This is a genomic window from Granulicella mallensis (assembly GCF_014203225.1).
Lineage (GTDB): Bacteria > Acidobacteriota > Terriglobia > Terriglobales > Acidobacteriaceae > Granulicella > Granulicella mallensis_A.
The window spans coordinates 38,720-53,574 of the sequence record NZ_JACHIO010000009.1 but is presented as its reverse complement, the minus strand read 5'-3'; the positions used below and the strand labels follow the sequence as shown (position 1 = coordinate 53,574).

Sequence of the window (14,855 nt, the reverse complement as noted above, 5' to 3'; positions counted from 1 at the left end):
ATGGTTGCCAACAGTTTAAATCAGCAATGATAACGATCCTCGTTAGGGGAATTGTTTCCGGCTGTATTGGGATAGAGGAGAGGGAGACAGATGAAGCGGATTTTAGTTGCGGCACTGGCAGGTTCGAGCCTTTTTATGGCCGGGGGGACTCATCCGGAACAGGCCCAGATGACGGCGAATGAGCGGCAGGCTTCGGTGGGAGACGCCCCTGCTGATCCGGGACCGCTGGCGACGAATCTCTCCAGTGAGATGAAATCTACCGCGATCCTTGCGGCGATGAAGAAGGTCGCGGACTGGCAGACGCCTCGCATTGCGGATTCACCCAGCCAGGACTGGACGTTCGCAACCTTGTATGTGGGGTTGCTCTCCGCCTCCGAGACGCTGCATGATCCGCAGTACAGCGACGCCGTCAAAAAGGTGGCGGAGCATTATCAGTGGACGCTGGGGCCGCGGAAGACACATGCCGACGATCAGGCGATTGGGCAGTCCTATCTGTGGTTGTATCGGGAGAGACCCGATCCACAGCGCATCCAGGCGCTCCACAGCCAGTTCGACGAGATCATGCAGACTCCCGACGATGCGGCCAAGCCGGTCTGGTGGTGGTGCGACGCCCTGTTCATGGCTCCGCCGGTGTGGTCAGGGCTCGCTGCGGCGACACACGATGCGCGCTATCTCGGGTATATGCATCAGGAGTGGCTGGTGACCTCGAATCTGTTGTGGGATCCGCAGGAGCGACTTTTCTTTCGCGATAAGAGTTACTTCGACAAGCATGAGAAGAATGGGAAGAAGGTCTTCTGGTCGCGTGGCAACGGATGGGTGATGGGTGGGCTGGTGCGTGTGCTGGAGAGTCTGCCCGCAAACGATCCGCGCCGCGCGTTCTATGTCGACAAGCTGCAGCAGATGGCAGCTTCCGTGGCTAAGCTGCAGGGAGAGGATGGCTTGTGGCGTCCGGGGTTGCTGGATGCAGCCGATTATCCTTATCCCGAGGTGTCGGGGTCATCCTTCTTTGTTTACTCGATGGCCTGGGGCCTGAATCACCATCTGCTGGATGAGAAGGTGTTTGCGCCTGTTGTGGCTAAAGGCTGGGCAGGATTGGTGGGCCACATCTACGCCGATGGGCGGTTGGGATGCATTCAGCCGGTGGGCGCGGCTCCTGGGGCTTATACGCCGGGTGCGAGTTATGTCTTCGGTACCGGTGCGTTTCTGCTTGCGGGGACAGAGGTGAACCAGTGGGCGCTTCACCATGCGGCGAAGCATAAAAGGTAAAGAAATGAAGGGCTGAAGGCCCGACCTATAGGGTGATACCTGGATAGGTCGGGCCTTTAGCCCTTAGGCGATCTTCAGCTTGCGTTGCAGCTCTTCCAGAGAGACCTGTTTGGTCTCGGGGAAGAACACCAGAACGACGATGAATTGAAGCACCATCATCCCCGCGAAGAAGATAAAGGGATACGCCCCGGAGCGAGCGGCGATCACTGGAAAGATCCACGAGAGAGCCGCATTCAGAACCCAGTGCGTTCCGGAGCCGAGGCTCTGTCCCTTGCCGCGTACGCGCGTCGGAAAGATCTCGCTGATATAGACCCAGACCACCGCTCCCTGCGAGATCGCGAAGAAGGCGATGTAGGCGACGAGAGCCCAGACCAGCAGGACCTTATGCTGGTTCGTGGCAAAGATCACTGCCACGATGGAGAGACAGATCGCTGTGCCAACCGCGCCGATGAGCAGGAGCATCTTGCGGCCCACGCGGTCGATCAAGGTCATGCCGATGAGCGTGGCCACCAGGTTCATCGCACCGATAGCCACCGCCTGCATGTTGCCGGAGACACGGCTGAAGCCTGCCGCGGCAAAGATATCGTTCAGGTAGTAGAGGATCGCGTTGATTCCGCTGAGCTGGTTGAACGCTCCGATGGCGATGGCCAGAAAGATCGGCTTGCCGTAGCGGAGCCTGTTGCCGGTGGACTCAAAGAGCGAGGCCTGTTTCTGGTTGAGCTCCATGTGCAGGGACTCGCGAATATCGGCGAGTTCGGCTTCGGAGTTGGGCGAGCCCATCATCTCGAGGACCTCGCGAGCTTCGTCGAGCCTGTCCTGGGTCGTGAGCCAGCGCGCGCTCCGAGGGATGCCGAAGAGCAGGGCGAAGAAGATTGCGGCAGGGACCGAAGCAATCCCAAGCTGGAAGCGCCACTCGCGTGCACCCAGGTTTAAAAGGCTGATCAGGTAGTTGGAGAGATAGGCGAGCAGAATGCCGACGACGATATTGATCTGGAACGTGCCGACGAGCCGGCCGCGCAGCTTTGGAGGAGCCAGCTCCGCGATATAAACCGGGCCGAGTACGGAGGAGCCGCCGATGCCCAATCCTCCCAGGAAGCGGGCTGCCAGTAAGAAGATCCAGCTCGGGGCGAACGCACATCCAATGGCGGAGAGCACATACAGAATCGCCGTGAGCCGTAGCATCTCGCGCGATCCGTAGCGCTGGCCGAGCGAGCCCGCCGTTGCGGCGCCGATCACTGTGCCGACCAGTGCGATAGCCACGGTGATGCCGAGTTGATTGTGGGAGAGGGAGTAGGCGTGGGTCAGCCCCGCGGTCGTTCCTGAAATCACGGCGGTATCGAACCCGAACAGCAGTCCGCCGAGCGCTCCGACGAAGGTGCTGCGCACGATGTATCTATTGATGGACAAGAGTATCCTCCGCGATCTGAGACGAACCTGATTTTTGATGCAAGGGCAGAAGGCAGGCTCCGAGAAGACCAGCCGAAGGACCGAGCTGCGCGCCCAGAATATAGGTTTTGTGCCGCTCCAGGTGAGCGGGCTGCAAAACCTCAGGTGCGGTAAGCCGGTAGACGTAGCTGCGCACGGGTAGCTCGCGGAACATGACCGGCGCAAAGAGATCCCACGCCTCACACACGCCGCCTCCAATGAGATAGAGCGGCAGGTTGAGGGTGTTGATCAGGCCCGTGAGCGCGATGGCGAGCGCATGGCCCACTCTTTCAAAGACCTGGAGGCACTGTTGATTGCCTGCCATTGCCAGATGTGCGATCTCCTGGGAGGTGGACGGTGCGGCCGGACCCATGAGTTCACCAGCCATGCGTACGATGGCGGGCGCCGAGGCGTATTGTTCGAGGCATCCATAGCCGCCGCAGCCGCACGGCGCGCCGCCCACATCCTGCACGACGATGTGGCCACCCTCGCCGCCCATGCCCGTCGATCCATGCCAGATATGCTTGCTGAGGATGAGGCCATTGCCCACTCCTGTGCCGAGCGTGAGCATGCAGAGGGATTTGACTTTATGGGCGCGGCCTGCCCCGAATTTAAACTCCGCGAGGGCTGCGATGTTGGCGTCGCTCTCGATCTCGACAGAGCGTCCCAGAGTCGACTCGACGGCCTGGCGGAGATCGAATCCATCCCAGCCAGGAAGGTTCGGTGGATTCCGAAGGATGCCTTCCGGCAGCTCGAGTGGGCCCGGCGTGCCTATTCCAATGCCGGCCAGCCGCCGGTTTCCATAGTCTTTGATCGCGAGCGCGTTGATCGCCTCGCACATATCGCGCACGACGCGCTCACGGCCTTCGGCGAGACGTGTAGGGACAAGGATGGTATCGAGAAAATCGGTGCCGTCTGCATAAGAGGCAATTCTCAGATTTGTGCCGCCCAGGTCAACGCCAATCGAAAATAGTTCGTCCATCAGATTCTTTCTGCTTTCCATAACTCCGGTGTGTGGTTGAACAGTCAGGGTGCCGCCGGTCTTATTGTGGCGGTCATGGATTCTTTATCCCAGCCATCCCTGTCCAATGGTTGCGCTCTCGGAGCGTTGTCTTGACCGTGTATTCGGCTGGTTTAATGATAATCGTTCCCATTAAATATTTTTAGCCTGCGTCCGTCATGATGCACTGTCAAACATACAATCTGCAAGCCTCAAATCGCACGCGACGGCATGAAATGCCACGAATCGCTATCGGGATGAATTGACAGTGCATTGATATTGTTATCAAGAAGGTCCTCTGGGTGCCGGCAAGCCGTTACCCGATGAGTTTTTGCATGGCTGGTCTGAGGAGCTAGAGCCGTGGTCACTGCCAGATTTCACTGGCACGCGCGCCGAATCGCTGAATGGCATTGCGGACCGACAGTTCCGCCAGCATGGGTTCTCCGTCTTCGATGGCAAGAACGATTGCCCGATGCCGTTCAACGTCTTCGGTCCAGGATGCCGCAAGGCGGGGATCAGCTCCGGTTCGCATGGAGACGAAGGCGAAGAGCGGTACCAGCAACATGCGGGCCTGCTGTGCCAGAAAGTCGTTGCCTGTGAGTTCACAGAGACGCAGATGAAAGAGTAGATCGGCTTCCAGCAACTCGGTGATGTTCTTTCGCTGGATTGCCCTGGTCATGCCTGCGACAGCCTGATGCAGAGGGCTCAGGTCGGCCTTTGCCTGTGCGAGCAGTCGGGCCGCGAGACCTTCCAGCGCCGCTCTCACCTCGTAAATATGGCCGATATCGCGAACGGAGTAGGAGGTGACCCGAGCGCTTCGGCCGGAGTTTTTGGTGGCAAAACCTTCGTTGATGAGGAGGTTGATCGCCTCACGCACCGAGGTCTGGGCGACCTCAAACTTGCGTGCCCAGAACTTTTCCACGATCCGTTGCCCCTGGGGGAGCGTGCCGCGGATGATCTCTTGTTTCAGTCGTGCTGCCAGGCTCTGTTTTAGTAAAAGAGAAGGCTTCGCCTTCGAATCGGTGGATGCGGGCATTTAATTGATCTCGTATGTACTGTCCACATTCTAGAGCGGTGATTCGTTCGTTGAAGAATGGTGGTCTGTTCAATACAGCGCGAAGCGCGTTTCCTGATGCTTCAGCATCAGGAAGACGGAGGGTAAGGGAGGCAATCGCCTTTAGGCTACGGGATTAGAGCCAGGCAAGGATTGGGCTTCAGCCCTGGGCCTTTTGTTCGTACCCGAAAGAAGGCCCGGGCCTAAAGGCCACATTTTGCCAGCCCCTTATTCCGTAGCCTAAAGGCGATTGCCTCCCTTACCCTCCGTCCCGCGACGCTAAAGCGTCAGGGTTTGCGCTCCGCGTTATGGGTAACACTGGTTCTTCAACGAACGAATGACCCACCACTCTAGAGCGGATTGAAGGGCTGTGAGGCGGATTCACCTTGTGAGGAAGACCTCTATCGTGTCGCACTGGCCGTGATGGTAATCGCCACGGCCAGTGCGGCGATGCCCAGCGAGAAGACCGTGACCGAGCGCCCCGAGGCTTTCTTCCATTCTCCGGAGAGCACGCCGGCGGTGCAGGCGGTCAGTACCATCGTGATCTGGTAGATGGCCCATCCGGCTGAGTCTCCAAGGCGGCCTAACTGGTGCGCCGCCAGGCCGTAGATTGCGACGGCGAAGATCCAGAGCAGCCCCATGAGCAGGCTGAGAAAGAAGTCGGGATAGACGGAGCGCAGCTTGTTCCAGCTACGGTTGCGACCGAGGAGGTAGAGCGTGTATCCCACGTTCGGCAGCAGGCCTCCTGCCAGGGCAATCGGCCACACGGCGAGAACGGCTAGCGCTGGCGGTGCGCCATGCTTCAGCGCGGCCTGAGTAAGAGGCTGTCCGAAGGAGAAGGACAGGTTGAGCATGGAGGACAGTACGCCGGAGATCACGGCGATCAGAAGGCCGGCTCCATAGTTCTTTTCCTTCTGGGATTCTCCGGGGGCCTCGCGCAATCGGCCGGCCCATCCGGATAGGCTGACTCCAAGCATCATCAGGAAGCAGCCGGAAAGAAGCATCAGGCTGTTCCTGCTGACGAGGCTGGCCTCATGCCGGGCGAAGAAGGGAATCAGCGTTCCGAAGACGGTGCCGAGTCCCACGACCAGCGTGAATCCCAAAGCCATGCCAAGGCGAACGACGGCGAGGCCGAAGAGCACCTGCGCGATTCCCCAGCCTATTCCGAAGAGAAAAGGCGGGAGGAGCTCAGAGGCGTTGAGCGAAAGATAGAGCGCAGGCCAGTGAGGCAGCGTCAGCCAGGCCAGCCCGCAAGGCACTATCACCAGCGAGACAATGCTGAAGATAAGCCAGGAGCACTCCCAGGGCCAGGTACGAATACGTTTGAGCGGAAGCATGCAGTTGCCTACGAGCACTCCGCCCAGCAGCGACAGTACGATCCCCAGGGTGTTCGAGCTCATCGTAAGTCCGTGCTGCTTCCGGCTTCCTGCGGTGTCTGGTAGCGTCCATCGCGCAGGTCGACGGGATGAACGAAGTGAGAGCTCAGGTGCGGGATGTACTCCAGGAACTCCTCAGGATGGCCGATGGCGATGCGGTTGAAGAGCACGAGGTGCTGGTGGATCTGGCCCATATCGCCAACGTGGGGAATGACCGGCACGCCGAACTTCTTTGCCAGCAGGCTCACGGTAATGAACTCGCTGATGCCGCCCAGCCGTGTGCAATCAGGCTGCAGAAATCCTACGCAACCGGACTGTAGATAGTTCTTGAAGATCACCCGGTTTGGAACGTGTTCTCCCAAGGCAAGGGCTAGCGGAGCGATGGCCTTTGCGAGGGTCTGGTGTGCGAAGATATCGTCGGGATGCGTGGGTTCTTCGATCCAGAGAGGGCGGAAGGCTCCGAGTTCTTTGCACGCAATGAGTGCCTGGGGAAGATTCCACTGCTGATTGGCGTCGAACATGATGGTGACCTTTTCGCCGGCCACTTTGCGCAATCTCTGTGCACGTGCCAGGTCATGGTCGAGCGGTCCGCCTACCTTCAGCTTGAAGGCTCCGAAGCCTTCGTCGAGGCTGCGCTTTACCTTGTCTTCAATCTGCGCCGCATCGTACTGATACCAGCCGACGCTGGTGTCGTACCCGGGATATCCGGTAGTGAGAACATCTTCTCTGGAGGCTCGTGAGGGCAGTTCGGCCGCCAGCATCTGGAGCGCTTCCGATGGATCGAGTACATCTTCCAGATAACTGAGGTCGAGTAGTTGCACGATCTCGGCGGGGGAGAGGGAAAGAAGAAGCTTCCATAGCGGCACTCCACGCGACTTGGCCCAGAGGTCGAAGCAGGCATTGGTAATGGACGCCAGAGCGAGGTGGACGACACCCTTGTGCGGCCCGAGCCAGCGAAGCTGCACGTCGTCGGCGAGCTTGCGGAAGGTGACTCCGAAGTCGGCCATCAGCTCTTCGATGTCGCGGCCTTTCAGTTGCTGCCCTAGCAGCTCGATCGCTCCACAGACCAGGTCGTTTCCACGGCCCATCGTCAATACCAGGCCGGTGCCTGCCAGTCCCGAGTCGAGCACGATGCGGGTTACCGCGAACGAGTAGACCGGATCGGAGTGCACGGCATCTGATCCTGCGCCTGCTTCAAGTTTGAAGCGGCGATCTTCTGCTGAAATCTTCGTGATGTTCATAGCTTGTATCCAAGTTCAGCGCCGCCGCTCACGGGCAGGATGCAACCGGTGATGAAGCGCGCCGCGGGTGATAGTAAAAAGACGGAGGCGTCGGCGATGACATCGCCTCCAGGGCAATAACCAAGCGGATGGATGCGATCCAGGTAGGACTCGATCTCTGCGGGATTTTCCTGCTCTGTAGCCCACTGCCGCAGCATCGGGGTCCAGACCCCAGCAGGACAGACCGCGTTGACTCTTATGCCGTCGGCGGCATAGTCCAGGGCCATGGCCTTGGTTAGCGAGATCATTCCGCCCTTCGTCGCCACATAGGCTGCATGGTTCGACTGACCTATGACTCCCACCATGCTTGCGGTATTCAGGATCGAGCCGTGTGAGGCTTTTAGATAGGGGTGGCAGAGCTTTGTTGTCCAGAAGACGGACTTCAGGTTCACACGGAGCAGCCGGTCCCACTCGTCTTCCTCTGTCAGGTGGAGAGGCTTTGACGGCATGCTGATACCGGCGTTGTTATGGACGGCATCGATGGCCCCGAAGGCTGCAATGATCTGCGCGACAGCCCTGGTGACAGAGGCTCCGTCTGCTACGTCGCAATCGACTGCGAGGGTGGAGGCCCCGAGTTCCTCGACTGCTTTTTCAGTTTGCTCCCGATCGATGTCGGCGATAGCGACGCGGGCTCCCTCGCGGACATAGGCGCGGGCGCATTCGAGCCCGATCCCTTGTGCTCCGCCGGTGATCAGAATGCATTTTCCTTGTAACTGGCCAGACATAAGGTCACTTTCAAGCTTCTATTCGTTGAATCGCAGTATATGGATGAGCGCTCAAAATTGTCCAGGGATATTTGGTTGCAGGATTTATTGGTTTATTTTCTTTGATTCGGGAGAATGTATTTTTATTTGAGCGCTTAAGCGCTCACTTCGGCTCTTGCCGTTGCTTTTTTGCTTGTCATTCCGAGTGTAGCGAGCGAACCTGTTGTCTCCCGTTCTTGGCTTGTATCGCCTGGAAAGCTACAGGCAGCAACTAGAGAGCATGTTGCGCTGACGCATGATGTTTTGGCAGTGCGAGCAAAAAACGGGAGGAAGCAGGTTCGCTCGCTACGCTCGGAATGACAAACCAGAAAAGCAAAGGCAAGAACAAAGACAAAAGCAAAGAACAGCGGCCTGCTTACACCGAACGTTTCGGCGCAGGCCCTGTGGACTCACGTACTACCAGGCTTGTCTTCACGCTGAGCTGCTCTCCCTGGGCGTGGGGATTGGACTTGAGGTGTTCGAGGGCGTCAAAGAAGACCTTTGCCAGCTCGTGTCTCGAGAGCCGAAGCGTCGTGAGCGGTGGATGCACGATATCACTCATGTCGATATCGTCGAATCCAATGATCGACAGGTCACCCGGGATAGAGAATCCCATCTTCATCGCCGCGCGCATACCACCGATGGCCGTCAGGTCATTCGCAGCCAACACTGCGGTCGGTCGATCTTTGAGTGACAGTAACTCGGTCATGGCCGTCATGCCGCCGGTGATGCGGTAGTTGCCGACCTTGATGAACTCCGGCCGTGGCACGATATCGACCCGCTTCAGCGCGCGCATGAAGGCCTCGACGCGATGATCCGAGATGGTGAGACCGGCAAACCCGCCGATGTAACCGATCTTTTTATGGCGAAGATCTTTCAGGTGGCGCAAGGCCTGATCCATACCGCTTTTGTTGTTGATGGCGACATCGCTTAGCCCATTGCCGATATGTCCTCGGTCCATGGTGACTAAGGGGACGCGATTCTGGATGAGGTCTTCAAAGGGTTCGGTTTCTATCTCCGAGGCCAGCAGGGCCACACCATCCACCTTGCGGATTAGCATGCGTCGAATCGATTGCTGCATGCGGCCGGAGTGAAAGTCGGTGGTTGCCATCAGCATCTCCTGATCGTTTTCAACGACGATTCCTTCGAAGCTCTTGATGAACTCCGGAAAGAACGGATTGGTGATGTCCGGGATGATCAAGCCATACGTGCCGCTTCTGCCGTACTTCAGCGTTGTAGCGCTGTTGTTGGGAAAGAACTTTACCTCGTCGATGACCTTGCGAACGCGCTCGACGGTCTCGGGCCGCACAAGGCTCGACCCGTTAATGACACGCGATACGGTGGCACTCGATACTCCGGCCAATTTGGCAATCTCGCGCATGTCCATCGTGCGGTTCAACTCCTTCGTCGTGATAAGCAGTGTGTGGGGTTAGAGGAAGAACAAGCAAGGGAATAAAAATGTGGGCATCCATTCAATAGACGTCCGGTTAATAAATTTGTTCCAGACTTGCCAAATTTCCTTATGTACACGTATACATAGTACCGCTAGTTCTTGACCTGAAGAGATGGATTCAAACGGGCGTGGGAATGCGCGAGGCTCGGATGAACCGTGACCGCGTTTCAGGTGAGGTGTGCCTTTATGGATGTCCTGCAGCAGGGTGCGCAGCTGCGAGCGGTAACTCGTGTGACTTTCTTCGGTCTGCCCCGCACTGAGTAAGCCAGTGAAATTCAATCGGCTACTTGCTAGCTGGTTCGAATAGCAAGAGAGGAAATACAGTGACTCTGATATTGCCCCAGCCTCGTCCCTTAGTCGGCCCTGACAGGCAGACTGCGCCTCCCGTACGCAACCATCGTCGTCGTCGTACCTTCTATACTGCCGCTCTCGTCGTTACTTCGCTTTTTACCTCTGCTGTATCCGCACTCGCACAGTCAGCCGGTGTTGCGGAAAAACCCTATTTAGGGTGGAGCAGCTTCAGCCAGCAAACGATCACCAGTAACTTTCTTACACAAGCGAGTATTCAAGCCCAGTCGGATGCGTTGCTGGCTTCAGGCCTGCAGGCCCATGGCTATAACTACATCAATATGGACTCCGGATGGATGTCCACCTTCGATGCGAATGGCAGACCTATTCCCGCTGCCCCAAACTTTCCAGACATCACGGCCCTTGTGACGCACATCCATCAGAATGGACAAAAGGCCGGCATCTACTGGATTCCCGGCGTAGAACAGCCTGCGGTACAGGCCAACTACCCTATCCTGGGCACGCCGTATCACATCCAGGATATTCTCACGGTTCCTTATACCGCCGGGAACGCCTTCGGTGGATCGGGTACCTCTCCCTTTCACTACAAGATCGACTTCACCAAGCCCGGTGCACAGGAGTACATTACCTCCGTCGTGAACCTGTTTGCTTCGTGGGGAATCGACTTCATCAAGCTGGATGCAGTCACACCAGGATCCTATAACGACAATACCGCTATCGATAACCGGGACGATGTTGCGGCATGGGCTACGGCGATTAAACAGAACAGCCATCCGATGTGGTTCACCATCTCATGGGCGCTCGATCAGGATTATCTGAGCACCTGGCAGACCTATGCGAATGCTCGCCGCATTGAAGGCGATGTCGAGTGTGAAGGGAACTGCTCTACCCTTACGAACTGGAACATGGTGACGCAGCGCTTTTATGACCTCGTCGGCTGGGAGAAGGCTTCCGGCCCTACTGTTGGCTGGAACGATCTCGACTCTCTTGAGGTGGGTAATTCCAACACGGATGGTTTGAGCTCCACGGAGCAGCAGTCTGCGATCTCTCTCTGGGCTATGGGCAACGCGCCTATGTTTATTGGCGGTGATTTAACTGCCCTGGACAGCACGGGCGTACAGCTTCTGAGTAATGATGAAGTGATTGCTGTCGACCAGTCGGGATATCCTGCGCAGGAGGTTGCGGGTGGCTTCAATCCCATCTGGGCATCGAAGCAGGCCGATGGCAGCTACTATGTTGCTCTCTTCAATCTGAATGCCTTCCCAACTTCCATGACTCTTCCCTGGAGCACGCTGGGCTTTACGGGAGCCTCTGCTGTGCGTGACCTGTGGAGCCACATTGATCTGGGCCCGGTGAATAGCGGCTTCAGTGCCGTTGTGCTTGGGCATGGCGTACGCCTGCTCAAGGTATCCCCAACCGGTCGGGCAACAGTTCCTCACTCTCAGGTGTATGAGGCAGAGGCCGGCGTTGTGAGCGGATCGGCTTCTGTCGCCTCCTGCTCTAATTGCTCCGGTGGTTTGAAGGTCGGCAACTTAGGGATCGGCCCCAATAACACGTTGACGATTAACAACATCAGCGTCGAACGGGCTGGCACCTATGAGATGGAGATCGACTCGATGACGGTCGGTGCGCGAGCACTGATCTATCAGGTCAATGGCGGTCTGCCTGCAACTTTGAATGTAAGTGGCGGAAGCTTCAATATTCCCGCCAGCACCACAGTGCCCGTCCAGCTGAATGCGGGCATGAACAGCATTCAATTTGGCAACCCGACCAGCTACCCTCCTGATCTCGACCGTATCGTGATCAGCGGAGATGGATCGGCTACTGCTCCGAACTGGACTGGATATGAGGCAGAGGTTGCCACGATCGGTGGTGCGGCCAGTGTCTCTTACTGCGGTAACTGCTCCGCTGGTTCGAAGGCCGGGAATCTGGGTGGCGCTGGCGCCAATGTAACGTTCACGAATGTGAGCGTTCCGACGGCTGGGACCTATCAGATGGAGATCGATTACCTGACCAGCGGTCCTCGCTCCTACTTCATCAGTGTCAATGGAGGAACGGGTACGGAGCTTGACCTTGATGGAAGCAGCTTCAGCCTGCCCACCAGCACTGTAGTTCCGATTACTTTGCAGGCGGGTGTCAACACGATCCAGTTTGGTAATCCGACGAACTTTGCGCCGGACCTCGATCGGATCGCTATCTCTCCAACCGTAGGAACAGCGACGCTCTCGGGGGCGGTTACAGCCAAGCTGGGGCTTCCGGTACTTCGCTTCTGGCAGCTCTCGCTTACCAATACGAGCAAGACCAAGGCTGGACAGGCGGAGGTGAACCTTCTCTCACTGACACAATCCAGTGGCAATGGTACCTGCCATCCCAAGGTGCTGGCGCGTCTTCCCCTTGAGGTGGGAGATATCGCTCCGGGTGCTCACAAAGCAGTTGCGGTTCCCATTGACTTTGCGCGCTGCTCTGAGAGTGCTCGCTTCGCCACCAGCCTTGTCTTCTCGTCCAATAACGGAGCCGTTGTAGGCAACGCTACAGACGCTATGACGACACGGTAGTCCTAGGGAGTGTCTGAGCCTCCGCGGTATCTCACGATGCCGCGGAGGCTCAATTTATTGGGAGACGATCTTCAGGGTGAATGCAGCGGCCTGAAAGTCACCCTTCAGGTCTACATCCACTCCCTGCTGCATCCAGAAAGCTCCACTGGCAACCGCCGGTGAATCGCCAGCCAGCTTCCCGTCCAGCGTTTCAATTCGGTAGAGGGCATCGGGCTTTAGGCCACGAAGATAGATTCGCGGAAACGGGTAGAGCATTTCGCTCGAATGCAGGAAGGCGAAGGCTACAGCCTGTGTCTGGTCCTGTGAGACTGTTTCTGTGACCGACTGTTCGCTGCCATCTCCTGGCGAAATCAGGCGATACAGAGAGCCGCGCTGCACGACTTCACGAATCTGTTTGTACCGCGACACCATCTTCTTTGCCGTGGCAAAGTCTTCCGGCTTCCAGTCATTGAGGTTCGCTCCAATGCCCAGCGATCCCTGCATCGAAGAAAGAAAGCGGTAGTCCAGCGAAAGCATCCGATGATTGATCTGAGTCGGCGTATCGGTTACCCAGGACATCATCACGCCGGGCGTGTAGGCATAGGTGAAGCCGTCCTGGATCTTCAGGCGGTCGAAGGCATCCGTATTATCGGAGGGCCATACCTCATCGGTGTAGCGCATGATGCCGAGATCGACACGGCTGCCTCCACCGGAGCAGCTTTCAATCTCTACCTTCGGATGTTTCCTGCGCAGTTCCCCCAGGATGGAATAGAGGTTCTGCGTGTAGGTGACGTACACCTTCTTTTGCTCGTCGGGTGAGACCGCAGGCCAGCCTGGCTCAGACCAGTTGCGGTTGTAATCCCACTTGAGGAAGGCAATGTCATTCTCCTCGAGCAACTTGTCGATGAAGTTGAAGACATACTCGCGCACATCGGGTCTGGCTAGATTCAGTACGAACTGGTGCCGTCCCTGGCTGCGTGGTCTACCAGTGAAATTCAGTATCCAATCGGGATGCTTGCGGTAAAGGTCTGAATCGGGATTTACCATCTCCGGCTCAATCCATAGGCCGAAGTCCATCCCCAGCGAATGCACTTTGTCGATCAGAGGCTTCAGGCCATGCGGAAACTTCACGGGATTCACATACCAGTCGCCCAGTCCTGCGTGATCGCCGGCTCGCTGCCCAAACCAGCCATCGTCTACTACGAAGCGTTCCACCCCGATGCTGGCGGCCTTCTCTGCAAGGGCTTCCTGGCCTGCTTCATCGACATGGAAGCCGGTAGCTTCCCAGGAGTTATAAAGCACAGGTCTCAGCTTGGGGTGAGATGCGCCTGGCAGGATGCTGGCGAGTTCAAACCGGTGCAGCAGACGTGAAGCTCCGCCAATGCCGTCATGTGAGTAGCCTGCATAGAAGTACGGCGATTGCAGGCTTTCGCCCGCGGCCAGGCGATAGCCGAAGTCAAAGCTGTTAGGGCCGCCGGTTACGCGTACCTGCTGAATCTGATCCTGCTCGATGTTGATCTGCCAGGATCCGCTCCAACCGAGAGCCCCGAACCAGACATCGCCCTGATCCTGATCGTTCGAGCTGTTGCGGTCGATTGCGAACCAGGGATTATTCTGAGCCCCGGTTGATCCGCGCCGGCTCTCCAACGTGATTTTGCCCGGTTGGATTGCCTGCTCACGAAGGTTCCACTCTCCGGCCCAACGCCCTGTAAGGTAGCGCAGTCGATAATCCTGAGCGCGAGGCAGTGTCCAGGTGCCGGAGGCTATCTGCTCGATCGTCAACGGCAGGGAGGTCTTATTCTGCACCTCTGCCGAGCGCCGTAGAATACCGGTCTCCGGGTCGATCTCATACTGTAGTTCGACGTAAACCTCGCGCGATATGTCCTTGAGCTGCAGCGTCAAATGGTTGCCGGTGATGGTATGCGAGACGTATTGCAGAACTAGATCGCGGTTCCCATCGGGGAAGGTGACCTTCAAATCCGGCTCGACGTACAGTCCTCCACCCCATGCGACAAACTCTTGCCGGGTTGTGTCTATGGATGGATCGGAGGACGAAGCCCCTGGGGCGGACTTGGCGGCAGCAAAGGTGTCTGCAGCGCTGAGGCGCTTGCCCCAGTACAGCGTTTGAACCTGCTTGTTCTCATTGACGCCGAAGATATAAGACACGTCGGCAGCATCGATGCGGAAGACCTTCGTCTGCTTATCGAAGTGGATAGACGATGTCTGTGCCTGAGCCCGGAGACAAAGGGGAGCGATGAAGATCGCCGTCGCCAGCAACATCCTGTACACAAGATGAAATCCGCTGGCGCTGCTTTTATCGGAGGACAAAAGGGTATTCAAATCATTTTTCCTAGTTCTTCCTGCTCCAGGCATCACTTTGCTCCGCTTACAAATTGGTTATTTCTCTTGCTGCCG

Annotated in this window: 10 protein-coding genes; 2 read left to right on the top strand and 8 right to left on the bottom strand. The window is 57.4% G+C overall.

What is annotated here, in order from left to right:
- Positions 1–90 precede the first annotated feature (90 nt).
- Positions 91–1,266 carry a glycoside hydrolase family 105 protein gene (locus tag HDF15_RS11710; RefSeq protein ID WP_184255709.1) on the top strand — a complete coding sequence of 392 codons (1,176 nt, stop codon included), beginning with the start codon at positions 91–93 and terminating at the stop codon, positions 1,264–1,266.
- A 63-nt stretch (positions 1,267–1,329) separates the two neighbouring features.
- On the opposite strand, the gene HDF15_RS11705 is transcribed toward HDF15_RS11710, so the two are convergent.
- The 7 genes from HDF15_RS11705 to HDF15_RS11675 all read right to left on the bottom strand — a co-directional run bounded on the left by HDF15_RS11705 (position 1,330) and on the right by HDF15_RS11675 (position 9,531).
- A complete protein-coding gene (locus tag HDF15_RS11705; RefSeq protein WP_184255707.1) occupies positions 1,330–2,673 on the bottom strand; it encodes a sugar porter family MFS transporter in 1,344 nt (447 codons plus the stop codon).
- Entirely contained in the window at positions 2,660–3,673 is a 1,014-nt protein-coding gene (locus HDF15_RS11700) for an ROK family protein (RefSeq protein ID WP_184255705.1), read from the bottom strand. The genes HDF15_RS11705 and HDF15_RS11700 overlap by 14 nt, the downstream gene beginning before the upstream one ends.
- 382 nt (positions 3,674–4,055) lie before the next feature.
- A complete protein-coding gene (locus HDF15_RS11695) occupies positions 4,056–4,727 on the bottom strand; it encodes a GntR family transcriptional regulator (RefSeq protein ID WP_184255703.1) in 672 nt (223 codons plus the stop codon).
- Between the two features lie 419 nt (positions 4,728–5,146).
- Positions 5,147–6,145, bottom strand: a complete 999-nt coding sequence (locus HDF15_RS11690; RefSeq protein ID WP_184255701.1) for an L-rhamnose/proton symporter RhaT — start codon at positions 6,143–6,145, stop codon at positions 5,147–5,149.
- On the bottom strand, positions 6,142–7,362 hold the full coding sequence (locus tag HDF15_RS11685; RefSeq protein ID WP_184255699.1) for an enolase C-terminal domain-like protein: 1,221 nt from the start codon (positions 7,360–7,362) through the stop codon (positions 6,142–6,144). The genes HDF15_RS11690 and HDF15_RS11685 overlap by 4 nt, the downstream gene beginning before the upstream one ends.
- Positions 7,359–8,126 (bottom strand): SDR family NAD(P)-dependent oxidoreductase, encoded by a 768-nt coding sequence (locus HDF15_RS11680; protein ID WP_184255697.1) that lies wholly within the window; start codon positions 8,124–8,126, stop codon positions 7,359–7,361. The genes HDF15_RS11685 and HDF15_RS11680 overlap by 4 nt, the downstream gene beginning before the upstream one ends.
- A 394-nt stretch (positions 8,127–8,520) precedes the next feature.
- Positions 8,521–9,531 carry a LacI family DNA-binding transcriptional regulator gene (locus HDF15_RS11675; RefSeq protein WP_184255695.1) on the bottom strand — a complete coding sequence of 337 codons (1,011 nt, stop codon included), beginning with the start codon at positions 9,529–9,531 and terminating at the stop codon, positions 8,521–8,523.
- Positions 9,532–9,920: 389 nt separating this feature from the next.
- Here HDF15_RS11675 and HDF15_RS11670 point away from each other — a divergent pair, with 389 nt between their 5' ends.
- Positions 9,921–12,461 carry a CBM35 domain-containing protein gene (locus HDF15_RS11670; protein WP_184255693.1) on the top strand — a complete coding sequence of 847 codons (2,541 nt, stop codon included), beginning with the start codon at positions 9,921–9,923 and terminating at the stop codon, positions 12,459–12,461.
- 54 nt (positions 12,462–12,515) lie between these two features.
- On the opposite strand, the gene HDF15_RS11665 is transcribed toward HDF15_RS11670, so the two are convergent.
- Entirely contained in the window at positions 12,516–14,720 is a 2,205-nt protein-coding gene (locus tag HDF15_RS11665; protein WP_184255983.1) for an alpha-galactosidase, read from the bottom strand.
- Positions 14,721–14,855 lie beyond the last annotated feature (135 nt).

Coding starts and splice junctions, on each gene's coding strand:
- HDF15_RS11675 (WP_184255695.1), bottom strand. CDS start 9,531: ATGGACATGCGCGAGATTGCCAAATTGGCCGGAGTATCGAGTGCCACC.
- HDF15_RS11690 (WP_184255701.1), bottom strand. CDS start 6,145: ATGAGCTCGAACACCCTGGGGATCGTACTGTCGCTGCTGGGCGGAGTG.
- HDF15_RS11695 (WP_184255703.1), bottom strand. CDS start 4,727: ATGCCCGCATCCACCGATTCGAAGGCGAAGCCTTCTCTTTTACTAAAA.
- HDF15_RS11680 (WP_184255697.1), bottom strand. CDS start 8,126: ATGTCTGGCCAGTTACAAGGAAAATGCATTCTGATCACCGGCGGAGCA.
- HDF15_RS11710 (WP_184255709.1), top strand. CDS start 91: ATGAAGCGGATTTTAGTTGCGGCACTGGCAGGTTCGAGCCTTTTTATG.
- HDF15_RS11700 (WP_184255705.1), bottom strand. CDS start 3,673: ATGGACGAACTATTTTCGATTGGCGTTGACCTGGGCGGCACAAATCTG.
- HDF15_RS11665 (WP_184255983.1), bottom strand. CDS start 14,720: ATGTTGCTGGCGACGGCGATCTTCATCGCTCCCCTTTGTCTCCGGGCT.
- HDF15_RS11685 (WP_184255699.1), bottom strand. CDS start 7,362: ATGAACATCACGAAGATTTCAGCAGAAGATCGCCGCTTCAAACTTGAA.